Below are 26,336 nucleotides of genomic sequence, written 5' to 3'. Positions count from 1 at the left end.
CCGGGCCCGCCTACTCGACGAAGACCCCGGCGAGCGTCTTCTTGCCGCGGCGCAGCACGACCATCCCGCCGTCGAGGGCAGCCCCGCCGATCGGCGCCTCGGCGTCCTCCGCCTTCGCGTTGTTGGTGTAGACGCCACCCTGGTCGACGGCACGACGCGCCTCCCCGAGGCTCTTCGTGAGGCCGGTGTCGACGAGCGCCTGGGCGATCGTGGTGCTCGGCGCCGTCGTGGTGTTCGGCAGCTCGCGCAGGGCCGACTCCAGGGTGCCGCGGTCGAGCGACGCGAGGTCGCCCTGGCCGAACAGGGCCCCGGTCGCCGCGATGACCGCCTCGGTCTGCTCGACCCCGTGCACGAGCGCGGTGACGTCGCGCGCCAGCCGCAGCTGGGCCGCGCGGCGGAACGGCTCGTCCGCCACGGCGCGCTCGTACTCGGCGATCTCGTCGCGGGTGAGGAAGGTGAAGACCTTGAGACGCGCGATCACATCGGCGTCGTCGGTGTTGACCCAGAACTGGTAGAACGCGTACGGGCTGGTGAGAGCCGCGTCGATCCAGATCGCGTTGCCCTCGCTCTTGCCGAACTTGGTGCCGTCGCTGTTGGTGATGAGCGGCGTGCCGATGGCGTGGACGTGCACGCCCTCGACCTTGCGGATCAGCTCCGTCCCGCTGGTCAGGTTGCCCCACTGGTCGCTGCCGCCGGTCTGCAGCACGCAGCCGTACTGGCGGTACAGCTCGAGGAAGTCGAGTCCCTGGAGGATCTGGTAGCTGAACTCGGTGTAGGAGATGCCCTCGTCGGAGTTCAGGCGCGCGGCGACCGCGTCCTTCTTCAGCATGGTGCCGACGCGGAAGTGCTTGCCGATCTCGCGCAGGAAGTCGATGGCCGACAGCGGAGCCGTCCAGTCGAGGTTGTTGACGAGGCGGGCGGCGTTGTCGCCCTCGAAGCTCAGGTACTTCGACACCTGCGCCTGCAGGGAGCGGACCCACTCGGCGACCGTCTCGCGCGTGTTGAGCGTGCGCTCCGCGGTCGGCCGCGGGTCGCCGATCAGACCGGTCGAGCCGCCGACCAGCCCGAGCGGCTTGTGCCCGGCCAGCTGCAGCCGGCGCATAGTGAGCAGCTGCACGAGGTGGCCGAGGTGGAGACTCGCCGCCGTCGGGTCGAAACCGCAGTAATACGTGACCGGTCCGCCCGCCAGGAGCTCTCTCAGTGCGGCCTCGTCGGTGGAGACGTGGACGAGGCCGCGCCAGACGAGCTCGTCCCACACGGTGTCGAAGGACGGGTCGATGGTCTGCGATTCGAGGGTCACGGAGTCGGACATCTGCTCAGATTATCAGCGGGAGGATGCTCTCCTTCTTTCGTGACGACAGGCCTGAAGGCCTGACCTGGTTGCCATCAGGTCCCCAAGCCTGATATCATTGCCATCAGGCCTGGAATCCTGATCGAGGAGGCAGCATGTTCGTCATCACCGCCGACCAGGTCGGCAGCCGCACCGGTCCCGATCTGGCCGCCGAGACGATGACCGTCGTGCAGGAACGCCACGGCGAGCGCCTCGCCCTGCCGGTCGACCGGAACGCCGGCGACGAGCTCCAGGCGCTGACGGCGGACCCGGCCACTGCGCTCGCACTCGTGCTCGAGCTGACCCGCGACGGCCTCTGGAGCGTCGGGGTCGGCATCGGCGCCGTGCGCAGCCCGCTGCCCGCTCAGACGCGCGCGGCGAGCGGGGACGCGTTCGTCGCCGCGCGCACGGCCGTGGGCCGGGCGAAGAGATCCCCGACCCGCCTCGCGGTGGACTCCCTCACGGCTCCCGAGGCCGCCGCCGATGTCGAGGCCCTCACCGATCTGCTGCTCACCCTCCGCGACGGCCGCTCCGCCGCGGGCTGGGAATTGTACGACCTCGTGACGGCCGGTCTCACACAGGCTCAGGCCGGCGCGCGCCTCGGCATCACCCCGCAGTCGGTGAGCGACCGCGCCCGTGCCGCCGGCCTCCGTGTCGAACTGGCGGCCGTGCCCGCCCTGACTAGGCTGTTGGCGAGCGCCGACGCCTCGCGCGCAGGCGCCTCCCCCACCGCCGCCGACTCGGAGGACGAATGACGACACTGCCGCCGGCCTTCCTCGCGTTCTGGTTCCCGCACGTGCTGTGGGTGCTCATCCTGCTGCTGACGATCGGCGCCCTCGGTTGCATGGTCGCGACGCTGCGCACGCCGCGTCGCCCGCTGGTCTACACGGGCACCGGCCTCCTCGCGCTCGCGTTCCTCCTCGCGACCTTTCCGCAGCAGGAGGCGCCGATCGAGTTCCGCGTGCTCATCGGCATCGCGACGCTGGCCCTGAGCGTCGCGGGCGGCGGCCCCGCCTCGCAGCTCGTCCTCACCCTGGCGACGCGCAGCACGACCGTCTCGGGCGACCACGGCGGCATCGTCGTCCACGACCGCACCACCGGAGCCGACGCGACCAGGGAGGTGCTGCGCGGCGGCACGACCATCGGCTTCCTCGAACGCTTCGCCACCACCGGCGCGATCATGGCCGGATTCCCGGAGGCGCTGGGCATCATCGTCGCGATCAAGGGCGTCGGCCGCTTCACCGAGCTGGACGCCGCGGAGGCGCGCGAACGGTTCATCATCGGCACCCTCGTGAGCATCGTGTGGGCCTGCGTGTGTGCCGGTCTGTTCCGGTTCGTGGCGGCCTGAGCTCGCCCGGCTGCCACCGGCGGGGACGAGCGCGGCTGCGCGCCGCGCAGCGGTCGTCCCGTAGCGCAGCGCTCGTGCGCGCGGAGCGGTACGAGCCCTGACCTCAGTCGTCCGCTTTCGGGTGCCGCTTGTAGGGCGACACCGTCGGGTCTCCCGGCAACCAGTACCGCCAGGGGAACGCCGCTCCTCCACCCGGGCCGGAGACGCCCGTCCGCGGCCCGGACGCGTACTCGGCCTGCTCGTCCGGCAGCAGCAGTTCGAAGCGACCGCCGAACAAGTCGGCCCCGTCGTCGGCGAGCGCGATGCCGGCCGCCACGACCAGGCGCGCCGGACCGCGGGCGAGGTCCCGGTGCGGGATGGCCCGGCGGGAGGCGCCGATGCGGCGCTCCTCCGCCAGCGACTCCCCCTCGATCACCTCCGCAGCGCGCAGGAGTACGGCCGTGGCCTCGCCCTCGGGCGAGCAGACGACGTTCGCGCACACGTGCATCCCGTAGGTGAAGTACGCGTAGAGATGGCCGGGTGGCCCGTACATCACGGCGTTGCGCTTGGTGCGTCCGCGGAACGCGTGGGACCCGGGGTCGAGCCCATCGCCGATGTACGCCTCCACCTCGGTGATGCGGAGGCCCACGGTGCCCTGCGCGGTGGTGTGACGGAGCACCGCGCCGAGGAGCCGCGGCGCCACCTCCAGCGACGACGCCGCGAAGGCCTCGCGTCGGGGGTGGTGCAGCGGCATCACGGTGCGGCGGCCGTCAGAAGATCCGGCCGCCCGCGGCGACTGCGACGATCAGACCGACGACGATGACCGCCGCCGCCACCACCACGATGAGCGGGATGAGCCAGGGACGCTTGGCCGGGGTCTTGTCGGGGCCGGCCATCAGACGAGGTCCCGTCGGCTCGCGGCGAACGCACCGGTGAGGGTGCGGACGCGCTCGGTGAGAGTCGCGAGTTGTTCGGCGACGCGGTCCGGCGCGGTTCCGCCCGCGCCGGCGCGGCTGGCGACCGAGCCCTCGACCGTGAGCACCGACCGCACCTCCGGGGTGAGCAGGGGCGAGACCGCGGCGAGCTGATCGTCGGCCACCTCGTGCAGCTCCAGTCCGTTCTCCTCGGCGAACTTCACCAGGCTCCCGGTGATCTCGTGCGCGGTGCGGAACGGCACGTGCTGCTTCACCAGCCACTCGGCGACGTCCGTCGCGAGCGAGAAGCCCTGCGGCGCGAGCTCGGCCATGCGGTCGGTGTGGAAGCGCAGGGTCGCGACCATGCCGGCGAAGGCGGGGAGCACGACCTCGAGGGTCCGGACCGAGTCGAACACCGGCTCCTTGTCCTCCTGCAGGTCGCGGTTGTAGGCGAGCGGGAGGCCCTTGAGCGTGGTCAGCAGCCCCGTCAGGTTGCCGATCAGGCGGCCGGACTTGCCACGGGCGAGCTCCGCGATGTCCGGGTTCTTCTTCTGCGGCATGATCGACGACCCTGTCGAGTAGGCATCATCGAGGGTGACGAAACCGAACTCGCGGGTGTTCCAGAGGATGATCTCCTCGGCGAAGCGCGACAGGTCGACGCCGATCTGGGCGGCGACGAACGCGAACTCGGCCACGACATCCCGCGCCGCCGTGCCGTCGATCGAGTTCTCGGAGCTGGCGGCGAACCCCAGCTCGCGCGCGACCAGGAGCGGGTCCAGGCCGAGGGTCGAGCCGGCCAGCGCGCCGGCTCCGTACGGCGAGACGTCCGCGCGCTTGTCCCAGTCGGCCAGGCGCTCGAGGTCGCGGACCAGCGGCCAGCAGTGCGCGAGCAGGTGGTGGGCGAGCAGCACGGGCTGCGCGTGCTGGAGATGGGTGCGACCCGGCAGGATCGCCGTGGGATGCGCGTCCGCCTGCGCTGCGATGGCGTCGATCAGACCGATGATGCGCTCCGCGATGACCCCGGCGTGGTCGCGCAGGTAGAGGCGGACGAGGGTGGCGATCTGGTCGTTGCGGCTGCGACCGGCGCGCAGCTTGCCGCCGAGATCGGCGCCTGCACGCTCGATCAGTCCGCGCTCCAGCGCGCCGTGCACGTCCTCGTCCGATTCGAGCGCGGCGAAGGCTCCCGAGACGACGTCCGCGTCGAGTCGGTCGAGCGCGTCGAGCATGCCCGCCAGCTCGGCGTCGTCGAGGTAGCCCGCCGCCGCGAGGGCACGGGCGTGGGCACGCGAGCCTGCGATGTCGTAGGCCGCGAGCGCCCAGTCGAAGTGGGTGGACTTGCTCAGCAGTGCGAGCTCGGGCGACGGCCCTCCGGCGAACCGGGCGCCCCAGAGGGAGCCCTCTCCGGTCTTGCCGACGCCGGTGCCGTTGTCGTCCTGGCTCATGCGGCCTCCTCCTGGTTCTTCTGAAGCAGCCACGTCAGCAGGGCCTTCTGCGCGTGGAGGCGGTTCTCGGCTTCGTCCCAGATCACGGACTGCGGGCCGTCGATGACCTCCGCCGCCACCTCGTAGCCGCGGTAGGCGGGCAGGCAGTGCAGGAAGACCGCGTCGGGCGCGGCCTTCGCCATGATCGCCTCGTCGACCTGGTAGTCGCCGAACGTGGCGAGGCGCTGCGCCTTCTCGGCCTCCTGACCCATCGATACCCAGGTGTCGGTCACGACGACGTCGGCGCCCTCGGCGGCCGCTGCGGCGTCCGTGAGCACCCGCACGGAGCCTCCGGTCGTTTCCGCGATGCGGGCGGCGTCGGCGAGGATGGCCGCATCCGGCGCGTACTCCGCGGGGGCGGCGATGCGCACGTGCATGCCGGCGGTCGCGCCGCCGAGCAGGTACGAGTGGGCCATGTTGTTGGCGCCGTCGCCGAAGTAGCTCATCGTCAGTCCGGCGAGCGAGCCTTTGTGCTCCTGCACCGTCTGGAGGTCGGCGAGGATCTGGCAGGGGTGGAACTCGTCCGACAGCGCGTTGACGACCGGGACGCGCGTCCCCGCGGCCATCTCCTCCAGTCCGGCCTGGGCGAACGTGCGCCAGACGATCGCGGCGACCATGCGCTCCAGCACGCGGGCGGTGTCGGCGATCGACTCCTTGCCGCCGAGCTGGCTGTCGGCGCTCGAGATGATGAGCGGGCTGCCGCCCAGGTCGGCGATGCCGACCGCGAACGAGACGCGTGTGCGCGTCGACGTCTTGTCGAAGACCACGGCGACGGTCTGCGGGCCGTCGAGCGGCTTGCGCGCGAACCGGTCGCGCTTGAGCTCGGCCGCCAGGGCCAGGATCTCGGCCTGCTCGGCAGGGCTGATGTCGTCGTCGCGAAGGAAGTGCCTGGTCATCGGTGCCTTTCGTCCCACAGGGGGCGGTTCGTCTCGGGAGGTCAGAGGGCCGCGAGCGCGCGGCCGAAGCGCTCGCGGAACTCGGCGAGCTCGGCGTCGCCCACGATCAGCGGCGGCGCGAGCCGGATGCTCGACTCGTTCGGCGCGTTGATGATGAGCCCTTCGGCGAGCGCGGCGTCGGAGAGGCGGTGCGCCTCCCCGTCGGTCAGGCCGATGCCGATCAGCAGGCCCGACCCGCGCACGGCGTCGATGAGGGGGGAGTCGTACGAGCGGATGATCGCGCGCAGCTCCTCCCCGCGGCGGGCTGCGTTCTCCACGAGCCCCGCGCGCTCGATCTCGCCGAGCACGGCGTTGCCCGCGGCGGTCGCCAGCGGGTTGCCGCCGAAGGTGGACCCGTGCTGGCCCTGGCTGTACAGCTCGGATGCCCAGCCGAAGGTCACGAGCGCGCCGATGGGCACCCCTCCGGCGATGCCCTTCGCGACGGTGACCGCGTCGGGCAGGATGTCCGCGTGCTGGTACGCGAACCAGCGTCCCGTGCGGCCGACGCCGGTCTGGATCTCGTCGAGGATCAGCAGCGCCCCGTGCTGCTCGGTCAGTTCGCGCGCCCGGGCCAGGTAGCCGTCCGGCAGCTCGAGCACGCCGGCCTCGCCCTTGATCGGCTCGACGAAGAGTGCGGCCACGCGGTCGTCGATCGCCGCCTCCAGCGCTTCGACGGTGGAGTCGATGTGCTCGACGCCCCCGGGCAGCGGCTCGAAGGCCTCGCGCATCGGCGGTTTGCCGGTCAGGGCGAGCGAGCCCATCGTGCGCCCGTGGAACGCGTTGTTCAGTGCGAGCACGCGGGTGCGCTTGCCGTGCGGGCCGCGGTTCAGGCGGGCCAGCTTGAACGCGGCCTCGTTCGCCTCGGCGCCCGAGTTGCCGAACAGCACGCGACCCTGATCGCCGGCGCCGGTGATGGTGCGGAGGCGCTCGGCGAGCTCCAGTTGCGGCGGTGTCGAGAAGTAGTTGGAGACGTGGGCGAGCGAGCCGATCTGGCTGCTCACGGCCTCCACCAGGGCCGGGTGGCCGTGACCGAGGGAGTTGACCGCGATCCCGGCGAGGAAGTCGAGATACTCGTTCCCGTCGATGTCCCAGACGCGGCAGCCCGCGCCGCGCTCCAGCATGAGTTTCGGCGTCGCCAGCGTGCGCATCATCGCATCGCCGTACCGGCCTTTCCACTGCCCCTGAGTCAGCTCGCTCACGCGGGCACCACCTCCGTTCCGATTCCGGACTGCGTGAACACCTCGAGCAGGATCGAGTGCGGCACGCGCCCGTCGATGATCGCCGCCTTCGGCACTCCGCCGTCGACCGCGTCGAGGCAGGCCGCCATCTTCGGGATCATGCCCGACTCGAGCGACGGCAGCAGCGCCCGCAGGTCGTCCGCGTCGATCTTCGACAGCAGCGAGTCGCGGTCCGGCCAGTCGCTGTAGAGGCCGGCGACGTCCGTCAGGATGACGAGCTTGGCGGCTCCGAGCGCGACGGCGAGGGCGGCGGCCGCCGCGTCGGCGTTCACATTGAGGGCCTGACCGGGGTCGTCCACGTCGGGCGCGATCGACGAGACGACCGGGATGCGGCCGGCCGCGATCTGCGCGTGCACCGCCTCCGGGTTCACACCGATCACATCGCCCACGAGGCCGAGGTCGACCTCCTCGCCGTCCACGATCGCGCCGCGGCGACGGCCCTGGAACAGGCCGGCGTCCTCCCCCGAGAGGCCGGCGGCGAGCGGCCCGTGCTTGTTGATGTTGCTCACGATGTCGCGGCTGATCTGCCCGGTGAGCACCATGCGGACCACGTCCATCGCCTCCGGGGTCGTCACGCGGTACCCGCCGCGGAACTCGGAGTGGATTCCGAGCCGGTCGAGCATCGCCGAGATCTGCGGGCCGCCGCCGTGCACCACCACCGGGCGGATGCCGGCGTAGCGGAGGTACACCATGTCCTCGGCGAAGGTGCGCTGGAGCTCCTCGCTGACCATGGCGTTCCCGCCGAACTTGATCACGATGATCTGGTCGTGGAACCGCTTGAGCCACGGCAGCGACTCGATGAGGGTGGCGGCCTTCGCCGCGGCGGCGGACTGCTCCGCCCCGTCGTCGACGGCCTCGGTGTCGGTGTCTGCGTTCGTCGTCATGTCAGCTCGCGTAGGCGCTGTTCTCGTGCACGTAGTCATGCGTGAGGTCGTTGGTCAGGATGGTCGCGGTCTCGTCGCCGGCGTGGAGGTCGATGAGCACGTGGACCGCGCGCGGGTGCAGGTCGACGAGGTCGCGAGGCTGGTCCGGCTCCCCCGCCGTGCACACCTGGACGCCGTTGATGGCGACGTCGATTCCGTACGGGTCGAACTCCGCGTCGGTCGTGCCGACGGCGGCGAGCACCCGGCCCCAGTTGGGGTCGTTGCCGAAGATCGCGGCCTTGAACAGATTGCTGCGGGAGACGGCGCGGCCGACCGTGACGGCGTCGTCCTCCGAGTGCGCGTTGACGACCTGGATGGCGATGTCGTGCGAGGCGCCCTCCGCGTCCGCCTGGAGCTGCTCGGCCAGACTGCGGCAGACTTCGGTGAGTGCGAGCGCGAAGGCGGCCTCGTCCGGGACGACGCCGCTGGCGCCGGAGCCCAACAGGGCCACGGTGTCGTTGGTCGACATGCAGCCGTCGGAGTCGAGGCGGTCGAAGGTGACCCGGGTCGCGGCGCGCAGCGCGCGGTCCAGCTGGCCGGAGTCGAGCACGGCGTCGGTGGTGAGCACGACCAGCATCGTGGCGAGGCCGGGGGCGAGCATCCCCGCGCCCTTCGCCATGCCGCCGACCGTCCATCCCTCGGGTGCGCGGTGCTCGGCCTCCTTGGGGCGGGTGTCCGTGGTCATGATCGCCTCGGCCGCGCCCAGACCGGCATCCGTCGCGAGAGCGGCCGAGGCGGACTCCACGCCGGCGACGAGCTTCGCGAGATCGAGCTGGTCGCCGATCAGTCCGGTCGAGCAGACGAGCACATCGCCCGCCGAGACGCCGAGCCGCTCGGCCACGGCCTCCGCGGTCGAGTGGGTGGTCTGGAAGCCCTGCGCACCGGTGTAGCAGTTCGCGCCGCCGGAGTTGAGCACGATGGCCGAGACGACGCCGTCAGCGATGACCTGCTCGCTCCACAGCACCGGGTTGGCCTTGCAGCGGTTGGTGGTGAAGACGGCGGCGGCCGCGGTGAGCGGGCCGAGGTTGCGCACCAGCGCGAGGTCGCGCTTGCCGCTGGACTTGAGCCCGGCGACGACGCCTGCCGCGCTGAATCCCGATGCTGCGGTGACGCTCATGATGTGGCTCCGACCTCGACGATGCCCGCAGTGACACAGATGCTCATCAGGGTGCTACTCCATTCACGCTGAGCCCGGTGGTCTCGTCGAGACCGAGGGCGATGTTCGCGGACTGGATGGCGGCGCCCGCAGTCCCCTTGTAGAGATTGTCGATCGCGAGCACCGTCACGACCCGGCCGGCGGCCTCGTCGAGCGCCACGCCGATCACGACGGTGTTCGACCCGAGCACATCGGCCGTGCGCGGGACCGTTCCGGTGGGCAGCACGTGCACGAACGGCTCGTCGGCGTAGGTGTTCGCCCAGGCCTCCTGCACCTGCTCGGCGGTGACGCCGGGTTTCACCCGGGCGGTCGAGGTGGCGAGAATGCCACGCGACATCGGCACGAGCACCGGCGTGAACGACACCGTCGGCTCGGCGGCGCCGGCCTTCCGGAGGTTCTGCTGGATCTCCGGGATGTGGCGGTGCGTCCCACCGACCGCGTACGGGTTGGCCGAGCCGAGGATCTCGCTCGCGAGGTACATCGTCTTGAGGCTCTTGCCCGCACCGGACGGCCCGACGGCGAGGACGGCGACGATGTCCTGGTCGTCGATCAGCCCCGCCTGGATGCCCGGAGCGAGCGCGAGCGAGACGGCGGACGCGTTGCAGCCGGGAGCCGCGATCCGCTTCGCGCCGATGATGTGGTCGCGCTGGCGGCCCGCGCCGACGGGCAGTTCGGGGACGCCGTATGCCCAGGAGCCGAAGTGCTCGCCGCCGTAGAACGCCGCCCAGTCGGCCGGGTCCTCCAGGCGGTGGTCCGCGCCGCAGTCGACGACGAGCGTCTCGGCGGGCAGCTGCGCCGCGATCTCGCCGGACTTACCGTGCGGCAGCGCGAGAAACACGATGTCGTGGCCCGCGAGGTTCTCCGCCGTGGACTCCACGAGGGTGAGGTGCGCCAGCGACCGCAGGTGCGGCTGGTGCGCGATGAGGGGGTGACCGGCGTTCTGGTGGGCGGTCACGGTGCGGATCTCGAAGTCCGGGTGGTCGGCGAGGATGCGGAGGAGCTCCCCACCCGCGTATCCGGAGGCGCCGGCGACGGCGACCGAGAAGGTCATGCTACTTCCTTAGTGAGTGGACGACAGGGGCCTCGGCGACGGCGACGCCCACGTCGACCCACGAAGGGTCGCCCGAGCGCCGCCTAGATTCGGCGGTCGCGCAGGCGTCGGCGCAGGGCACGGGCGGCGAGGGCCGCACGCGAGCTCGCGGTGCACCGGACGGAAAGCATGCGTCCACCCTAGCGGGCGTGCGGCGCCCGCCGCCACTCGGCGGGCGCCGCACGGTGTCATTCGCGGACGGTCGCGCCGAACCGCTCGGCGGCCAGCGCCGCTCCCGCGAGCTTGGCCTCGCTGGCCTCGGCGGCGGTGAGGGTGCGGTCCTCCGCGCGGAAGCGCAGCGCGAAGGTGAGGCTCTTCGCCCCCTCCGGCAGCCCCGCTCCGCGGTAGTCGTCGACCAGGCGGATGTCCTCGAGGAGGGCTCCGGCACCGGTCTGCACGGCGGCGAGGACCTCGGCGGCCGGGACCTCGGCGGGGACGACGAGGGACAGATCCTGCGTCGCCGCGGGGAAGCCGGCGATCACACGCGCGACGACATCGGCCGGGGCGACGGCGATCAGCGCGTCGAGGTCGAGCTCGAAGACCGCGACCACGCGCGGCAGGTCGAGCTCGGCCGACAGGGCCGGGAGCAGTTCGCCCGCGTAGCCGACGGCCGTCTCCGTGCCGTCGCCGGCCCGTGCGACCACGCGTGCCGTCCGTCCCGGGTGGAGCGCCTGGTGGCGCGCCTGCTCGACGCGGACCTCCACCCCGGCCGCGACCGCCGCCTGCCGCACCATCGCCAGCGCATCCGCCAGACCCGCCGCAACGGCGTCCTGTCCCGGCTGCTTCTCGACCCGGTTGCCGACGACCAGCCCCGCGAGGTGGCGCGGCTGGGCCGGGATGCCCGCGTTCAGAGCGGCCAGCGTCCCCTCGTCGGGCAGAGCCGCGCCGACAGGGAGGGACACACTGCCGAGCGGCGCGTCCCCCGGGAGGAAGACCGTCCCGATCTCGTAGACGGAGAGATCGACGAGCCCGCGGGCGATGTTGCGCTTGGCGACATCGATCAGACCGGGGAGCAGGGACGTGCGCAGGAACGGCGCGGTGGCATCGAGGGCGTTCGCGAGCTTGACCGCCCGCACTCCGCCCGCCTCCGGGGCGCCGAACAGGTCGTTCTGCGCCGCACTCACGAACGGGAAGGCGAGGACCTCGGTCGAGCCGTTGTCGGCAAGGGTCTGGGCGACCGCCCGGCGGAGCTTCTGCTCGCGGCTGAGCCCGCGCCCGGGAGGGGCGACCGGCAGCACCGACGGGATGCGGTCGTAGCCGACGATGCGTGCGACCTCCTCCGCGAGGTCCGACTTGTCGAGCAGGTCGGGGCGCCAGCTCGGCGGCACGACGAGCAGTGCGCCGGCGCCCTCGGAGACGGAGCCGCCGATCTCGGCGAGCGCTCCGCGCACCTCGTCGTCGGTGAAGTCGACGCCGATGAGGGAGGCGATGTAACCATCGGGAAGGGTGATCGCCTGGGCGTCGGCGGCCTCGTCGTAGAGCGAGCCCAGTTCGTCCGCGTGACCGCCGGCGAGCTGCTCGAGCAGCTGCACCACGCGCGCCGCGGCGGCAACGGCCACGCGCGGGTCGACGCCGCGCTCGAAGCGCTTGGACGCCTCGCTCGGCAGCTTGTGCCGGCGCGCGGTGCGGGCGATCGACACGGGGTCGAAATTCGCGGCCTCGATGAGCACGTTGGTCGTTCCCTCGGCGATCTCGGTGGAGGCGCCGCCCATCACACCCGCGAGGCCGATGGCCCCGGAGTCGTCTGTGATGAGGAGGTCTTCGACGTGCAGTGCGCGCGCCTGCTCGTCCAGCGTGACGAGGGTCTCGCCCGGGTGCGCGCGGCGCACGACGAGACCGCCGGCGATCCTGTCGAGGTCGTAGGCGTGGATCGGCTGGCCGAGCTCCAGCATCACGTAGTTCGTGATGTCGACGATGAGCGAGATCGAGCGGATGCCGGCGAGCGTGAGCCGCGACACCATCCACGGCGGCGTCGGGCGGCTGCCGTCTACGTCGCGCACGACGCGCGTGACGAAGACGCTGGCGCCGACGCGCCCGCGGATCGGGGCGCGGTCGTCGATCGCGACGGAGAACCCGTGCGCGTGCGCGCCGGCCGGCGCGACGGCGACGGCCTCGGCCGGGTCGCGGAACGCGGCGCCCGTGGCGTGCGAGTACTCGCGGGCGATGCCGCGGATCGAGAACGCGTAGCCGCGGTCCGGCGTGACGTTGACCTCCACCGCGGTGTCGTCCAGCCCGAGGAGTGAGATCGCGTCGGTGCCGACCTCGGGGTCGAGCCCGAGGGTGACCAGGCGCAGGATGCCCGCATGGTCGTCGCCGAGGCCCAGCTCGCGCGTGGAGGCGATCATGCCGTCCGACACGTGGCCGTACGTCTTGCGCGCCGCGATGGGGAACGGACCGGGGAGCACCGAGCCGGGAAGGGTCACCACGACCTTGTCCCCGCGCAGGAAGTTGCTCGCGCCGCAGACGATGCCGCGCACGTCCTCGCCGCCGTCGGCCGCGCTCCGCCCCTCGGGGGCGACGCGCACCTGGCACCAGCGGATGGTCTTGCCGTTGCTCTGCGGTTCCTCGACGAAGTCGAGCACCTCGCCGACGACGACCGGGCCGGAGATCTCGAACGTGTGGACGTCCTCCTCCTCCAGCCCGACCGCCACGAGCGCGGCGTGCACCTCGTCGGCGGTGGTTCCGGGTTCGAGGTCGACGTACTCGCCGAGCCAACTCAGGGGGACGCGCATCAGACCACCATTCCGAACTGCTGGGAGAACCGGACATCGCCCTCGGCCATGTCGCGCATGTCTTTGACGTCGTTGCGGAACATCAGTGCCCGCTCCACGCCCACGCCGAAGGCGAAGCCCGAGTAGACGTCGGGGTCGATGCCGGCCGAGCGCAGGACGTTCGGGTTGACCATGCCGCAGCCGCCCCACTCGATCCAGCGGGCGCCGCCCTTGAAGGTCGGGTGCCACAGGTCGAGCTCGGCGCTCGGCTCGGTGAAGGGGAAGTAGTTCGGCCGCAGACGCACCTTCGCGCCCTCGCCGAACAGGGTCTTCACGAAGTGGTCGAGTGTTCCCCGCAGGTGCGCCATCGTCAGGCCCTTGTCGACGGCGATGCCCTCGATCTGGGTGAAGACCGGCAGGTGCGTCGCGTCGAACTCGTCCGTGCGGAACACGCGCCCGGGCGCGATGCGGTAGACCGGCAGCTCGTCGCCGAGGAGCGCGCGCAGCTGCACGGGAGAGGTGTGGGTGCGCAGCACGAGGTGCGCATCGGTCGGCTCGACGAAGAAGGTGTCCTGCATCGCCCGCGCCGGGTGGTCGGCGTCGAAGTTCAGCGCGTCGAAGTTGTACCACTCGCTCTCCAGCTCGGGGCCCTCCGCGACCTCCCAGCCCATGCCGACGAAGATGTCGCCGATGCGTTCCTGAAGCAGTGCGAGCGGGTGGCGCGCGCCGGGGGTCCAGCGCGAGGCGAGCGCGGTGACGTCGACCGTCTCGGCGGCCAGCGCGGCGGCCTCCTCCTGGGCGGCGATCTGCTGCTCCTTGGCGGCGAACGCCTGGCTGACGCGGCCGCGCGCGCCGCCGACGAGCTTGCCCGCGGCGGCCTTCTGGTCGCCCGGCAGGGAGCGGATGCTCGCGTTCAGGCGGGCGAGCGGCGAGCCCTCCGCGGTGTGCTCGTGCCGCACGGCCTTGAGCGCGGCCGAGTCGCCCGCGGCGTCGATGGCAGCGAGCGCCGCCTCGACCGCCGCTTCGACCGATCCTTCGGTGATTTCGGTGGTTTCAGACACGGTTCCCAAGTCTAGCCGCCGGGCACCGCGCGCACAGGCCGCGGAGCGGGGGTCAGGACCGCTGCGCGAACGCCGATTCGTAGAGGCAGACGGAGGCCGCGGTCGCGAGGTTCATCGACTCGGCCTTGCCGTAGATCGGGACCGTCACCGCGCGGTCGACGAGGTCGAGGTGCTCGTCGGCGAGACCGTGCGCTTCGTTGCCGAACACCCACGCCGTCGGGCGGGCGAGGAGGCCGTCGGTGCGGGCGGTGAGGAGGTCCTCGCCCTTGATGTCCGCGGCGAGCACCGTGAGGCCCGCAGTGCGGGCACGGCCCACCACGTCGGCGAGGTCGGCTCCCACCGCGACCGGCACGTGGAACAGGGAGCCGGTCGTGGAGCGGACGACCTTCGGGTTGTAGAGATCGACCGTGCGCCCGGTGAGGACGACCGCGTCGGCCCCCGCGGAGTCGGCAGCGCGGATGATGGTGCCGGCGTTGCCCGGGTCGCGCACCTCCTCCAGCACGGCGACGAGCGTCGGGGAGTCGGCGAAGATGTCCTTCACCGACGTCGGGAACTGGCGGCAGACGGCGACGAAGCCCTGAGGGGTGACCGTGTCCGCCATGGTGTCGAGCACCTGCTCCGTCACGAACTCGACGTCGACTCCGGCCTCCACGGCGGTCTGCGCGATGTCGGTGTAGCGCTCGAGGGCCGTGGGCGTCGCATACAGCTCGACGACGAGCTCCGGACGGAACCCGAGCGCTTCGGCGACCGCCTGGGGGCCCTCGAGGAGGAAGAGACCGGTCTCGGACCGCGCGGCGCGCTTCGCCAGCTTCGCCACGGCCCGGACGCGCGGGGAGCGCGGATTGTCAAGCATGCGACCAGCTTAGGGCCACGCCCCTCTCCCCTCCCGGCTGGATCCGGAGATCTGCCCGGCCGAGGCGGAGAACGCCGGAGCAACGGCGAGCTGAGCGGCGCGCCGCGGAAGATCTCCGGATCGACCACGGTCGCGGGCGCACGCGCAGAACGGCCCGGCCGACCGGAGTCGACCGGGCCGTTCCCGGTGGTGCAGTGCGCGCCTTACGCGGCCTTCGGCGCCGAGGTGTCGGCGGGGAGGGCCTTCTTGGCGCTCTCGACGAGGGCCGCGAAGGTGGCGGGCTCCGTCACGGCCAGCTCGGCGAGGATGCGACGGTCGACCTCGATGCCCGCGAGGCCGAGGCCCTGGATGAAGCGGTTGTAGGTCAGGCCGTTGGCGCGGCTCGCCGCGTTGATGCGCTGGATCCAGAGGCGGCGGAAGTCGCCCTTGCGCTGGCGGCGGTCACGGTACGAGTAGACGAGGGAGTGGGTGACCTGCTCCTTCGCCTTGCGGTAGAGGCGCGACCGCTGACCGCGGTAGCCCTCGGCGCGCTCGAGGATGACCCGACGCTTCTTGTGGGCGTTGACAGCCCTCTTCACTCTTGCCATTTGTCAGACTTCCTTAAAGTACGTCGGGTGGGTTACTTGCCGAGCATCCGGCGGACGACCTTCGCGTCCACCTCGGGCACGACCTGGTCGGCGTTGAGGCGGCGCTTGCGGTCGCTGCTCTTCACCTCGAGGTTGTGGCGCATGCCGGCCTGCTGCTTCATGACCTTGCCGGTGCCGGTGATCTTGAAGCGCTTCTTGGCGCCGGAGTGGGTCTTCTGCTTGGGCATTACTTCTCCTCGTTGGTCGCCTGGGCGGGCGAACTCTCGTCGGACTGCGCAGAGTCGTCTGCGGCAGCAACCTCATCGGTGTCGCGCCCCTGGGCGCGAGCCTTCGATGCGGCACGTTGTGCGTTGGCCTCAGCCTTGGCCTCGGACTTGTTCTTGAGCGGGCTGATGATCATCACCATGTTGCGGCCGTCGATGGTCGGGTTGGACTCGACCTGGCCGAACTCGGCGACATCCTCCGCGAAGCGCTGCAGGAGGCGGACACCCTGCTCCGGGCGCGACTGCTCGCGACCGCGGAAGAGGATCATGGCCTTGACCTTGTCGCCGGCCTTCAGGAAGCCTTCGGCGCGCTTGCGCTTGGTCTCGTAGTCGTGCTTGTCGATCTTGAGGCGGAAACGCACCTCTTTGAGGATGGTGTTCGCCTGGTTGCGCCGGGCCTCCTTGGCCTTCTGCGCAGCCTCGTACTTGAACTTGCCGTAGTCCATGATCTTCGCGACCGGCGGCTTGGAGTTCGGTGCAACCTCGACGAGGTCGAGGTCCGCCTCCTGCGCGAGCCGGATGGCGACCTCGATCTTGACGACACCGACCTGCTCTCCGCTGGGGCCGACGAGTCGAACTTCGGGGACGCGGATACGGTCATTCGTACGGGGATCGCTGATGTTTGTCTCCTCTGATCGAGCGATGCTTCACAGAGCCGCGAACCGTCGGGAGACGATCCGGCGAAAGAGGAGGTTCCACGCACCAGCACGGCCTGCGACGGAATCGCAGGCCTGGTACAGCACCCTGACTACCTCCGCGCCGAAGCGCGTCGGCGGAGTGCAACAACCCGGTAACCTGTAAGCGGTCAAGCGCGGGTGGGAGGAATCTCCACTTTCGTACCGGGACAGATGCCCCGGAGCCCTAACGATTCTAACAGAGGAATGCAGTGAGCGACACTTCCGGGTCCTTCTCCTACCAGGAGGCCGACAGCCAGCACCACGACGAGGCCATCGCCGACGCCACCCGCGACATCGCGGACGTACCGGCGGTCGAGGTCATCACTACCACGGCGGTGCACCTCATGAGCGCCGCCGCGGTCAAGTGCGGGCTCGCCGACGACCCCGACGCGCAGACCGATCTCGACGAGGCGCGCAAGCTCATCGACGCCCTCGCCGGCCTGGTCACCGCCAGCGCCGCGCACCTCGGCGACCAGCACGCACGCAGCCTGCGCGACGGTCTCCGCTCGCTCCAGCTGGCCTTCCGCGAGGCCTCCCCCATCCCCGACGAGATCGGCAAGGGCCCGGGCGAGAAGTACACCGGACCCGTCAACTGACGCCGCGGCGCCGCCGACCGGCGACCTGATGCTCGCAGGGGCCGAGTCCTTCTAACCGTCTGGGGTCACCAGCCAGCCGGGCGCCGCCTCTCCCACCCGACGCGGCGCTCGAGCTGTGCGGCGAGCGACAGCAGCGTGCGCTCTCCGCCGGGGCGGCCGATCAGCTGCACGCCCATCGGGAGGCCGGTGTCGGTCTGCGCGATCGGCAGCACGATCGCGGGAAGGCCGGTGACGTTCACCATCGAGGTGAAGGGCGTGTACTGCACCTGCTGCTCGAAGTTGTGCTCGCCGTCCTCGGCGTCGTACCACCCGACCGGGCGCGGGGTCATCGCGAGGGCGGGGGTCAGCACGGCGTCGAACGACGACAGCTGGGCGATGAACGAGCGCTCGTAGGCGGTCAGGGCCGACAGCGCTTCGCTCAGCTCGCGGGCGCCGAGCTCGCGCCCGCGGCGGACGAGCCAGGAGGTGAGCGGCTCCAGCAGGTCGAGCGCCTCCCCTTCCAGGGGGACCCGGGCGGCGCCTGCCTGCCAGATGGTGCGGAAGGCGGGCGCATAGGTCGGGTCGGGGCGGAGGGCGGTCTCCTCCATACCGTGCCCCATGTCGCTGAAAGCCCCGACGGCTGCGTCGAGGGCGGCGCGGGCCTCCGGCGAGACGACGATGTCGTACGCGTCGTCCCAGGCGGACGTGGTCATCACGCCGAGCTGGAAGCGGCCCTCGCCGCGGACGGCGGTGCCGAGGAAGGGGCCGTCGTCGTCGTACGGGGCGCGGAGCGTGTAGTGGTGGTCGATGCGGCCGCCGACCCGGGCGATCATGCCGTCGAGGAGGAGCGCGGCGTCCGCAGTGGTGCGGGCGAGCGGGCCGTCGACGACCAGCCCGCCGAGCGAGGGGATGCCGCTGCCCGCGGGGACCAGCCCGCGGGTCGGCTTGAGGCCGACGAGGCCGCACGCCGCGGCCGGGATGCGGACGGAGCCGCCGCCGTCGGAGCCGGGCGCGAACGGAAGCATCCCGGCGGCGACGGCGACCGCCGCACCTCCGCTGGATCCGCCTGCGCCGAGCGCGGGGTCCCACGGGTTGCGGGCGGGAGGCGCGGCGAGCGACTCGGTGTACGCCGGGAGCCCGAACTCCGGCGCGTTGGTCTTGCCGAGGCTCACGGCGCCCGCCGCGTCGAGCGTCTCGACGATCTCGTCGGTGGTGTCGGGGACGTAGCCGGCGAAGGCCCGCGACCCGAAGCCGGCGGGCACCCCCGCCCGGAGCCAGAGGTCCTTGTCGCCGGAGGGCAGACCCCACAGAGGTGCCGACTTCGGCACGCGCTCGGCGACCTCGTCGGCGCGGGCCAGCGCGAGGTCGCGCGTGACCGTGACGAAGGCGCCCAGCTCCGGGTTCAGCCGCTCGATGCGGTCCAGGTAGTGCGAGGCCAGCTCGCGGGGGGAGATGCGTCCGCTCTGCAGTTCCTGCCAGAGGGCGAGCGCCGTGAGCTCGTGGAGGTCCGCCATACGGCTCAGGCTATCCCGCTCCCGCCATCCCGCTCTTGACAAACAAAACCCCACCTGATTGGTTAGTTACATGAGTAACGAACCAAAGAGGTTCACATGATCGAAGAAGGCAAGCCGATCTTCCTGCAGATCGCCGAGCAGATCGAGGACGACATCATCGACGGGGTCTACCCCGCCGAGGGCCAGGTGCCGTCCACCAACGAGTTCGCGTCCTTCTACCGCATCAACCCGGCCACGGCCGGCAAAGGCGTCAACCTCCTCGTCGACGAGGGGATCCTCTACAAGAAACGAGGCATCGGAATGTTCGTCTCCACGGGGGCTCGGGAACGGCTCGTCGCCAAACGGCGCGAGGCGTTCCGCGACGAATACCTCCGCCCGCTGCTCGCCGAGGCCGCCAAGCTCGGCATCGACCCGTCCCAGCTCGCCCAGATGATCGAAACGGAAGGAGTGCGCGCATGAGCGTCGTGCCCGCCCCGACCTCCATCGCCCCGGCGGTGCAGGTCTCGGGACTCACCAAGAGATTCGGGTCGTTCACCGCGATCGACGACATCTCCGTCACCATCAAGCCCGGGCTGATCCATGGTCTGCTCGGCCGCAACGGCGCGGGCAAGACCACGCTGATGCAGCTCCTCACCGGCCAGGACTTCGCCACCTCGGGCGAGATCCGCGTCTTCGGCGAGCCGCCGGCCGAGAACGCGAACGTGCTCTCCCACGTCTGCTTCATCAAGGAGAGCCAGCGCTACCCGGAGGACTTCCGACCGAAGCACGTGTTCCGGAGCGCCCCCTGGTTCTTCGAGAACTGGGACGCCGACCTCGCGGAGCGCCTCGTCGACGATTTCCGGCTCCCGCTGAACCGCCGGATCAAGAAGCTCTCCCGCGGTCAGCTCTCGGCCGTCGGCGTGATCGTCGGTCTCGCCTCCCGGGCGCCCCTGACGTTCTTCGACGAGCCGTACCTGGGCCTCGACGCCGTGGCGCGGCAGATCTTCTACGACCGCCTGCTCGAGGACTTCGCCGAGCATCCCCGCACCATCGTCCTCTCGACACACCTGATCGACGAGGTCGCCAACCTGCTCGAACACGTGATCGTCATCGACCAGGGCCGCATCCTGATGGACGAGGACGCCGAAGCGCTCCGCAGCTCCGCGAGCACCGTCGTCGGCCCGCGCACGGCGGTGGATGCGTTCGTCGCCCGCCACGACGTGCTCCATCGCGACGGGATCGGCGGCCTCGCCTCGGTGACCGTCTCGGGCCTCAGCCCCTCCGACCGGGCCGCCGCCGTCTCCGCCGGCCTCGAGCTCGCGCCGGTCTCCCTCCAGCAGCTCATCGTCCGCAAGACCAACGTCCGAGAGACAGAATTCGAGCAGAGCGCATGACCATCGCACCTTCAGCGGCCCTCGGGGCGGCACCGACGTCCGGCCAGCGGATCTGGCGCGTCGTGCGCCTGAACCTCGTGAACAAGTGGACCGTCATCTGGCTGCCCATCATCATCATGTTCTTCATCTGGCTGGTGAACTGGCTGATCTGGTGGATCATCTGGGCGGCCACCCCGCCAGCCGGTCGCGCGACGGCCCTCGACGGCACGGAATGGAGCGGCGGCGCGTTCTACATCTTCGTGTACATGTGCGTCGTCGGCATCCAGGTCATCGCCGCGACCTTCCCGTTCGCGCTCGGTCTCAGCGTCACCCGACGTCACTTCGCCCTGGGGTCTGCGCTCACCTTCCTGATCCTCGGAGCCGGCTACGCGATCGGCTTCGCAACCCTCGCCTCGATCGAGGAGTGGACGAACGGCTGGGGCCTCGGCGGGCACATCTTCACCTCGGTCTACTTCCAGGGCCAGGGGTACGGCGGGCGCCTGTTCATCGCATTCGTCGGGATGCTGTTCTTCTTCTTCGTCGGCGCGTTCTCCGCTTCGCTGTTCATGCGCTGGCGGATGTACGGGATCATCGCAGCGGGCGCCGCGCTGACCCTTCTCGTCATCGGCGCTCTCGCCCTCATCGCTCTCACCGACGGCTGGCCGGCCGTGGGAGCGTGGTTCGACGACAACGGGGTCCTGGGCGTGACGGCGTGGCTGCTGCTCCCGACCCTTCTGGCCGGCCTCGCCGGGTACGCCGTGCTGAGGCGGGCGACCCCGAAGAGCTGACGCCGCCTCCACCACGGAGCGGACATGGACGTGGCCCGGGTCTCCCGCCTCGCACAACGGGACGCCCGGGCCACGATTGTTCATCGGCCTCACTCGGCCGGCGCCGTGTCGTGCGCCGCCCGACGATGTCGTCCTCTTCACCATAGAGAGGCGGGGCGACGCCGGACGGAACGCTCGGCACATCCCTCGTGGACACAAAGGGAACACCGAGGAACACCCCGGGTCAGGCGGACCCGACGAACGCCTCCAGCGCCTCATCGAGAGTGGTCGCCGGAGCGATGTACTCGAACACCGCGCCGACTCCGGACGGCTCATAGGTGCCGTCGGCCGCGCGCGAGATCCGGCCGAGCGCGCGCCCTCTCCCCGCCTCCCCCTCGGGGAGGAAGGAGTGGTCGTAGACGGTGTACACGTCGCCGTCCTCGTAGACGGTCAGATCTTCCAGCAGGGGCATCTCAGAACCTCCTCGTGAACGGGAGCGGTTTGCGCATCCGGATGAGCAGCAGCAACGGCACGAGCACGTACGGGCCGTTGTAGAGCAGGAACACGACCGGGTTCGGGGTCCGCTCCCCCACCGGGCCGAAGAACTCGACGCCGAAGATCGGGATCGCGGTCAGGCTGATGATCATGGTCGCGTAGATGACGGCGAACAGCTGGATCCAGTTGTAGCCCTTGACCAGGCACACGATCAGCAGCACGTAGAACGGCAGGTAGACGAACGCGCTGGTCCCCGTGATGAAGCGCAGCCACAACGGCTCCGCCTGGTAGAGCGGGTCGTATTGCGATGAATACGTGTAGTTCCACTGCGCCAGGATGTTCGTCGTCGTCGCCGTCTGCGGGATGCCGAGCGTCGGGATGGCGTCGCTGATGATGCAGGTGACGACGAACAGCGAGAACATCACCAGGAAGAAGATGTCGATCGGGCGTCTGCGCAGCGGCAGGTTCGCCGGCGTCGCGGCAGCCGCGGAGGCGACCTGGTCCGTGCCGGGGGTCGGTGTGCTCACAGCGCGAGCCTAGACCCGCCGTCCGGATCAGCCCGGGTATCCGACGTTGGCGAGTTCGTGCTTCGCGAGCTGGAGGAGCACGTCCGGGTTCACCGCGGCTCCCGTGAACGTGACCTGCACCCACCCTCCGGCGGCAATCACGTCGAGCGTGTCGCCGGACCGGAAGGCGGAGTCGCCGAGGCCGCTGACGTCGACGGCATCGGCCGGCCGGGTCGACGTCGCGTACGTCGCCCCACCCGGGAGGACGGAGGCGGAGACGCTGCCGTCCTGATCCGCGATCCACGTGCAGGAGTACGAGCCGACCCGCGCGTTCGTGCGCAGCGTCGACAGCGCGTTCTCGCCGCCATCCGCTTTGACGACGTGGATGCCGGTCAGCCCCGTAGCGCTCTGGATCTGGTCCCCGGTCAGCATCGCATCGCAGTCGGCGGCGCCGCTCAGTGAGGCCCCCCGAGGCTGCCAGAGGGGTGCGGGTGCGGCGAGTGCGCGCACGACCGGGACGGACGACGTCGCCAGAGCGGCAATCGTCTTCGATTGGGATTCGTAGGTCGGATCTCCGTAATCCCACACACCGCCGATCACGGCGTAGTCCCCGGGATAGGAGACGAAGCCACACCACTGGTACCCGGACTCACTGCAGGACTCGACGGTCTCGGAGAGACCCGCGACGGGAAGACTGCCACCGAACATGCTCCCGCTGAGCTCGACGTCGACATCGGCGCGCGTCGCGCCGGGAACGACGGTCACCCAGCCGTACAAGGCCCTGTCGGATGCGATCCTGTCGGCCGGAACACTCGACCATGCGCAGGTGAGCACGCCGGCCCTGGCATCCGCGTACGCAGCGGGGACGCGTGACGCCTCGAATTCGACAGGCTGGACCGCGATCCGGAAGGCACCCGCGACGACCTCGGTCGGCACCAACTGATCGCACGTGGTGGGAACGCGAACGGTGGGCGCCGCCGCCACGGCCGGCGTCGCCGTCGGCGATGTCACGACCGGGGTCCGCGTCGGTGTGCTCGCCGGCGCCGCCGCCGAGCAGCCGCTCAGAAAGGCCAGAGTGCCGAGCGCGGCGACAGTGACGACCACGATGCGGGCGCGACGAACAGACATTTATTCCCCCCGAAGGCATGCAGCACGAACCGTGCTGGTCATCGGAGGATATCGCAGGCCGGAGCCCCGATTCCGCGACGATGCGGAACCGTTACTTCAGCGACTTCTGCAGCAGCACGGTGCCGAGCCAGCGATCGAACTTGAAGCCGACGCGGCCCATCCTGCCGATCTCCTCGAAACCGAAGTTCTCGTGCATCTTGATCGACGCCTCCGCACCTTTGTCGGCGATGACGGCGATCATCTCTTTGAGGCCGGCGGCCTTGGACCGGTCGATCAGCTCCTGCATCAGCACCGGGCCGAGACCCTTGCCCGTGGAGGCCGCACCGAGGTAGATCGAGTTCTCCACGGTGAACCGGTAGGCGCGCTTCTGCTTCCACGGCGAGACGAGGGCGTATCCGAGGATCTGGCCGCTGGGCGACTCGGCGACGATGAACGGCATCCCGAGCTTCTGCAGGTAGGCATACTTGCTGCGCCACTCGCGGAGCGTCATCGCGTCCTCGTCGAAGGTGACGGTGCTGTTGGCGACGTAATGGTTGTAGATCGCACGCACGTCGGGCATGTCCTCCGGGCGGGCCTCGCGGATGGTGTACTCGAACACGGGCTCCGGCGCCTCCCGCTTGCGCAGGTGGCGCGGCAGCTCGCGACGCGTCTCGTATTCCTCTTCCAGCACGACGACAAGCCTACGTCGCACACGTTGCGGGCGCGTTACGGTCCGAGCGTCCAGTCCACCGGCTTCTCCCCGCGCTGCTCGAGCAGCGCGTTGGCTTTCGAGAACGGACGCGAGCCGAAGAACCCGCGCGAGGCCGACAGGGGGCTGGGGTGCGGGGATTCGATCACCGGGTTGCCGCCCAGCAGCGGCTTCAGCGTGGCCGCGTCCCTCCCCCACAGGATGGAGACGAACGGGCGGCCCCGCGCGACGAGGCTGCGGATGGCGTGCTCGGTGACGGCCTCCCAGCCGGCCCCGCGGTGCGACGCGGGTGCTCCGGGGCGCACGGTGAGCACCCTGTTGAGCAGCATCACGCCGTTGTCCGCCCAGGCGCTGAGATCGCCGTGCGCCGGAGGGACGACGCCCAGGTCGTCCCGCAGTTCGCGGTAGATGTTCTGCAGGCTGCGCGGCACCGGGCGTACGTGCCGCTCGACGGCGAACGAGAGCCCGATGGGATGCCCGGGCGTGGGATACGGATCCTGGCCGACGATGAGCACCCGCACATCCGCCAGCGGGGCACGGAACGCGCGCAGCACATCCGCTCCGGCCGGGAGGTACGGGCGGCCGGCCGCGACCTCGGCGCGGAGGAAGTCCCCCATCGCCGCGATGCGATCGGCGACGGGCTCGAGCGCGCTCGCCCAGCCCGGATCCATCGAACCGTCGGCGGCCAGCTCGGCGAGCGTCTTCGCCATCGTCGTGGTCAGTGCGCCGCGGTGACCGGCGGCAGCGCCGACCACGGGAACGTGATCCAGCGGTCGGTTCGGCGCCAGACGAAGTCGGGCTCGAGCGCGGTGCGCGGTTTCGAATACAGGCAGACCGTGCGCACTTCGGCGCCCGAGGCGGCGATCAGGTCCACCACCATGGCGAGGGTGCGGCCCGAGTCGGAGACGTCGTCGACGAGCAGCACGCGCTTGGACTCCAGAGCGGACGAGTCGAGCATCGGCGGGAGCACGACCGGCTCCGGCAGACGTTCGTCGACCCCCGTGTAGAACTCGACGTTGAGCGCTCCGCACGCCTTGATGCCGAGCGCGTACGAGATCGCCCCGGCGAGCAGCAGTCCGCCGCGCGCGATCGCGATGACCATGTCGGGCTCGAACCCGGATTCGAGCACCTCGCCAGCGAGGTGGCGGGCGGCGTCGCCGAACTCCAACCAGCCCAGCACTTCCCGTTCGGTCTCTGCGAGAACACCTGCACCTGAGTCGTCGAGTTCGCTGGCCACCCCCCTACGTTACCCGCCCGCGAGCGGTGCTAGCATCCAGCATGACCTCAGAGAAGACCGTCTCGTCCCGTCGGGCGACCGTCGCGATCGGCGTGACCGCCGGGCTCATCGGGTGGCTCGCGCTGGTGGAGCTCACCAGCGGGATCCTGCAGGGGTACTACGTTCCGCTGATCTCCGACACGGTCAAGCACCTGGGCATCCACGACGCCGACTACAACTGGTTCGAGGCCGCGCAGCTGCTGCTCTCCGCCCTCGTCGTGCCGCCGCTCGCGAAGCTCGGCGACATGTTCGGGCACAAGCGCGTCCTGCTCATCGCGACCGTGATCACCGCGCTGTCCACGTGGGCCCTCGCGTTCTCCGGCAACTTCGTCACCTTCCTCATCGCGTTCGCGCTGCAAGGGTTCTATGTGGTCTGGCTGCCGTTGGAGGTGGCGCTCATCTTCGACCGCGGACGCCGCTCCGGCACCGGGGCGTCGCAGACGCGGCGCGCGGCGGGGCTGCTCGTCGTCGCCCTCGAGCTCGGGGCCATCCTCGGCGCGGTCGGTGCCGGGCTGCTCTTCGAGGCGGTCGGCGAGAACCTCAGCGTCACGCTGATGGTGCCGGCGATCGCGGTCACCCTCGTCTTCTTCGCCATCCTCTTCGGCGTGCCGGAGTCGGAGCCGACGCCCGGCCGCAGGCTCGACGGCGTCGGATTCGTCCTCCTCACCCTCGCGCTCCTGCTCATCACCTCGGGACTCACCTTCCTGCGCATCAACGGGGTCGGCACGTGGTGGGTGTGGGCGCTCATCGTGGTCGGCGTGCTCGCCTTCGTGCCCTTCGGCCGGTGGGAGCTCAGGCAGTCCGACCCGGCGATCGACCTCCGGGTGCTGCGCCGCCCGAACATGTGGCCCATCCAGCTCACCGCCGGTCTCGTGGGCATCAGCCTCCTGGGCGCGCAGGCACCGCTCAGCACGTATGCGGGAACCGACCCGGTGAACGGCTACGGCCTCGGTCTCACGGCCGGCCAGCGCAGCATCCTGATCGGCGCCTACCTGATCTCCATGATCGTCGGCGCGGTGCTCTTCCCGCTCGTTTCGTCGTGGCTGAGCCCGCGGATCACGCTCATCATCGCCGCGTTCCTGGTCGGGATCGGCTACCTGATGTTCCTGCCGTTCCACCTGGAGACGTGGGAGGTGTTCACCAACATGGCGATCGCGGGCATCGGCTCGGGCGCGCTCGTCGGCGCCCTCCCCGCCGCGGCGGCCGCAGCTGCCCCGCGCGGCCAGACCGGTGTCGCCACGGCCATGACCAACACGACGAAGACGATCGGGGGCTCCTTCGCCTCAGCGGTCTTCGGCGTCGTCCTTCTGGCGGGCGCCGCGACCGTCACCGCGACGGCCGCGAGCCTGTTCGGCTACATGCTCGTCTGGGCCATCTGCGGCCTCGGCGCGATCGCCGCCGCCGTGCTCCTCTTCTTCGTGCCCAAGCTGGCGTTCGCGGACGCGGAGCCGATGCTCGCGGACCCCGTCGTCTGACGAACGAGACGTGA

The 26,336-nt window shown here is 70.7% G+C and carries 29 protein-coding genes; 7 read left to right on the top strand and 22 right to left on the bottom strand.

What is annotated here, in order from left to right; translation table 11 throughout:
• Positions 1-10: 10 nt before the first annotated feature.
• The gene (gene tyrS, locus LLS1_RS14025) at positions 11-1,312 is read right to left on the bottom strand and encodes a tyrosine--tRNA ligase (RefSeq protein WP_223360138.1); all 1,302 of its coding nucleotides are present in this window, start codon (positions 1,310-1,312) and stop codon (positions 11-13) included.
• A 134-nt stretch (positions 1,313-1,446) separates the two neighbouring features.
• Between tyrS and LLS1_RS14020 the strand changes: the two genes are divergently transcribed.
• Positions 1,447-2,085 carry a DNA-binding protein gene (locus tag LLS1_RS14020; protein ID WP_223360137.1) on the top strand — a complete coding sequence of 213 codons (639 nt, stop codon included), beginning with the start codon at positions 1,447-1,449 and terminating at the stop codon, positions 2,083-2,085.
• Positions 2,082-2,678: a hypothetical protein gene (locus LLS1_RS14015; RefSeq protein ID WP_226656434.1), complete on the top strand. Its 597-nt coding sequence runs from the start codon at positions 2,082-2,084 to the stop codon at positions 2,676-2,678. Before LLS1_RS14020 ends, LLS1_RS14015 begins: the two co-directional genes overlap by 4 nt.
• Before the next feature lie 103 nt (positions 2,679-2,781).
• Here the strand turns inward: LLS1_RS14015 and LLS1_RS14010 are convergent, their stop codons facing one another.
• The 14 genes from LLS1_RS14010 to infC all read right to left on the bottom strand — a co-directional run bounded on the left by LLS1_RS14010 (position 2,782) and on the right by infC (position 16,489).
• Positions 2,782-3,411 carry a DNA-3-methyladenine glycosylase gene (locus tag LLS1_RS14010; RefSeq protein ID WP_226656572.1) on the bottom strand — a complete coding sequence of 210 codons (630 nt, stop codon included), beginning with the start codon at positions 3,409-3,411 and terminating at the stop codon, positions 2,782-2,784.
• Between the two features lie 16 nt (positions 3,412-3,427).
• Positions 3,428-3,553 carry a hypothetical protein gene (locus tag LLS1_RS19485; RefSeq protein WP_263282064.1) on the bottom strand — a complete coding sequence of 42 codons (126 nt, stop codon included), beginning with the start codon at positions 3,551-3,553 and terminating at the stop codon, positions 3,428-3,430.
• Positions 3,553-5,013, bottom strand: a complete 1,461-nt coding sequence (gene argH / locus LLS1_RS14005; protein ID WP_226656432.1) for an argininosuccinate lyase — start codon at positions 5,011-5,013, stop codon at positions 3,553-3,555. Before argH ends, LLS1_RS19485 begins: the two co-directional genes overlap by 1 nt.
• Entirely contained in the window at positions 5,010-5,948 is a 939-nt protein-coding gene (argF, locus tag LLS1_RS14000) for an ornithine carbamoyltransferase (RefSeq protein ID WP_223360133.1), read from the bottom strand. Before argF ends, argH begins: the two co-directional genes overlap by 4 nt.
• Positions 5,949-5,989: 41 nt before the next feature.
• Positions 5,990-7,186: an acetylornithine transaminase gene (locus LLS1_RS13995; protein WP_226656430.1), complete on the bottom strand. Its 1,197-nt coding sequence runs from the start codon at positions 7,184-7,186 to the stop codon at positions 5,990-5,992.
• Positions 7,183-8,109 carry an acetylglutamate kinase gene (gene argB, locus LLS1_RS13990; protein WP_223360131.1) on the bottom strand — a complete coding sequence of 309 codons (927 nt, stop codon included), beginning with the start codon at positions 8,107-8,109 and terminating at the stop codon, positions 7,183-7,185. The genes LLS1_RS13995 and argB overlap by 4 nt, the downstream gene beginning before the upstream one ends.
• Before the next feature lies 1 nt (position 8,110).
• Positions 8,111-9,265: a bifunctional glutamate N-acetyltransferase/amino-acid acetyltransferase ArgJ gene (gene argJ, locus LLS1_RS13985; RefSeq protein ID WP_226656428.1), complete on the bottom strand. Its 1,155-nt coding sequence runs from the start codon at positions 9,263-9,265 to the stop codon at positions 8,111-8,113.
• 46 nt (positions 9,266-9,311) lie between these two features.
• On the bottom strand, positions 9,312-10,355 hold the full coding sequence (gene argC / locus LLS1_RS13980; RefSeq protein ID WP_226656426.1) for an N-acetyl-gamma-glutamyl-phosphate reductase: 1,044 nt from the start codon (positions 10,353-10,355) through the stop codon (positions 9,312-9,314).
• Between the two features lie 227 nt (positions 10,356-10,582).
• Positions 10,583-13,126, bottom strand: coding sequence for a phenylalanine--tRNA ligase subunit beta (pheT, locus tag LLS1_RS13975; RefSeq protein WP_226656424.1), 2,544 nt, complete (start codon positions 13,124-13,126; stop codon positions 10,583-10,585).
• Positions 13,126-14,166, bottom strand: coding sequence for a phenylalanine--tRNA ligase subunit alpha (gene pheS / locus LLS1_RS13970; RefSeq protein ID WP_226656422.1), 1,041 nt, complete (start codon positions 14,164-14,166; stop codon positions 13,126-13,128). Before pheS ends, pheT begins: the two co-directional genes overlap by 1 nt.
• Before the next feature lie 52 nt (positions 14,167-14,218).
• Entirely contained in the window at positions 14,219-15,019 is an 801-nt protein-coding gene (locus tag LLS1_RS13965) for an RNA methyltransferase (RefSeq protein WP_226656415.1), read from the bottom strand.
• Positions 15,020-15,222: 203 nt separating this feature from the next.
• Positions 15,223-15,606, bottom strand: coding sequence for a 50S ribosomal protein L20 (rplT, locus tag LLS1_RS13960; RefSeq protein ID WP_226656413.1), 384 nt, complete (start codon positions 15,604-15,606; stop codon positions 15,223-15,225).
• A 32-nt stretch (positions 15,607-15,638) separates the two neighbouring features.
• Positions 15,639-15,833 carry a 50S ribosomal protein L35 gene (gene rpmI / locus LLS1_RS13955; protein ID WP_021765188.1) on the bottom strand — a complete coding sequence of 65 codons (195 nt, stop codon included), beginning with the start codon at positions 15,831-15,833 and terminating at the stop codon, positions 15,639-15,641.
• Positions 15,833-16,489 carry a translation initiation factor IF-3 gene (gene infC, locus LLS1_RS13950; protein WP_223360910.1) on the bottom strand — a complete coding sequence of 219 codons (657 nt, stop codon included), beginning with the start codon at positions 16,487-16,489 and terminating at the stop codon, positions 15,833-15,835. Before infC ends, rpmI begins: the two co-directional genes overlap by 1 nt.
• 266 nt (positions 16,490-16,755) lie before the next feature.
• Between infC and LLS1_RS13945 the strand changes: the two genes are divergently transcribed.
• Positions 16,756-17,142, top strand: coding sequence for a DUF1844 domain-containing protein (locus LLS1_RS13945; protein ID WP_223360124.1), 387 nt, complete (start codon positions 16,756-16,758; stop codon positions 17,140-17,142).
• 65 nt (positions 17,143-17,207) lie between these two features.
• Here the strand turns inward: LLS1_RS13945 and LLS1_RS13940 are convergent, their stop codons facing one another.
• Positions 17,208-18,635 carry an amidase gene (locus LLS1_RS13940; RefSeq protein WP_226656411.1) on the bottom strand — a complete coding sequence of 476 codons (1,428 nt, stop codon included), beginning with the start codon at positions 18,633-18,635 and terminating at the stop codon, positions 17,208-17,210.
• Between the two features lie 96 nt (positions 18,636-18,731).
• On the opposite strand from LLS1_RS13940, the gene LLS1_RS13935 reads away from it, so the two are divergent.
• Genes LLS1_RS13935 through LLS1_RS13925 form a run of 3 tightly spaced genes read left to right on the top strand, consistent with a single transcriptional unit; the run spans position 18,732 to position 20,775 of the window.
• Positions 18,732-19,094, top strand: coding sequence for a GntR family transcriptional regulator (locus LLS1_RS13935; protein ID WP_223360121.1), 363 nt, complete (start codon positions 18,732-18,734; stop codon positions 19,092-19,094).
• The gene (locus LLS1_RS13930) at positions 19,091-20,008 is read left to right on the top strand and encodes an ABC transporter ATP-binding protein (RefSeq protein WP_226656409.1); all 918 of its coding nucleotides are present in this window, start codon (positions 19,091-19,093) and stop codon (positions 20,006-20,008) included. Before LLS1_RS13935 ends, LLS1_RS13930 begins: the two co-directional genes overlap by 4 nt.
• On the top strand, positions 20,005-20,775 hold the full coding sequence (locus LLS1_RS13925; protein WP_226656407.1) for a hypothetical protein: 771 nt from the start codon (positions 20,005-20,007) through the stop codon (positions 20,773-20,775). The genes LLS1_RS13930 and LLS1_RS13925 overlap by 4 nt, the downstream gene beginning before the upstream one ends.
• Before the next feature lie 223 nt (positions 20,776-20,998).
• On the opposite strand, the gene LLS1_RS13920 is transcribed toward LLS1_RS13925, so the two are convergent.
• The 6 genes from LLS1_RS13920 to LLS1_RS13895 all read right to left on the bottom strand — a co-directional run bounded on the left by LLS1_RS13920 (position 20,999) and on the right by LLS1_RS13895 (position 24,808).
• Complete coding sequence (locus LLS1_RS13920; RefSeq protein WP_223360118.1) at positions 20,999-21,226, bottom strand: hypothetical protein; 228 nt, start codon at positions 21,224-21,226, stop codon at positions 20,999-21,001.
• 1 nt (position 21,227) lies between these two features.
• Positions 21,228-21,776, bottom strand: a complete 549-nt coding sequence (locus LLS1_RS13915) for a DUF2781 domain-containing protein (protein WP_226656405.1) — start codon at positions 21,774-21,776, stop codon at positions 21,228-21,230.
• 27 nt (positions 21,777-21,803) lie between these two features.
• Positions 21,804-22,883: a hypothetical protein gene (locus tag LLS1_RS13910; RefSeq protein ID WP_226656404.1), complete on the bottom strand. Its 1,080-nt coding sequence runs from the start codon at positions 22,881-22,883 to the stop codon at positions 21,804-21,806.
• Positions 22,884-22,974: 91 nt separating this feature from the next.
• The gene (locus tag LLS1_RS13905; protein ID WP_226656402.1) at positions 22,975-23,553 is read right to left on the bottom strand and encodes a GNAT family N-acetyltransferase; all 579 of its coding nucleotides are present in this window, start codon (positions 23,551-23,553) and stop codon (positions 22,975-22,977) included.
• A gap of 35 nt (positions 23,554-23,588) precedes the next feature.
• Positions 23,589-24,281: a uracil-DNA glycosylase gene (locus tag LLS1_RS13900; RefSeq protein WP_226656570.1), complete on the bottom strand. Its 693-nt coding sequence runs from the start codon at positions 24,279-24,281 to the stop codon at positions 23,589-23,591.
• A gap of 8 nt (positions 24,282-24,289) precedes the next feature.
• The gene (locus LLS1_RS13895; protein WP_226656400.1) at positions 24,290-24,808 is read right to left on the bottom strand and encodes a phosphoribosyltransferase; all 519 of its coding nucleotides are present in this window, start codon (positions 24,806-24,808) and stop codon (positions 24,290-24,292) included.
• Between the two features lie 41 nt (positions 24,809-24,849).
• Between LLS1_RS13895 and LLS1_RS13890 the strand changes: the two genes are divergently transcribed.
• Complete coding sequence (locus LLS1_RS13890) at positions 24,850-26,322, top strand: MFS transporter (protein WP_226656398.1); 1,473 nt, start codon at positions 24,850-24,852, stop codon at positions 26,320-26,322.
• The last annotated feature ends 14 nt before the right edge of the window (positions 26,323-26,336 follow it).

Source organism: Leifsonia sp. LS1, assembly GCF_020521355.1.
Classification (GTDB): Bacteria; Actinomycetota; Actinomycetes; order Actinomycetales; family Microbacteriaceae; genus Leifsonia.
This window is presented reverse-complemented; position numbering and strand designations above follow the sequence as displayed.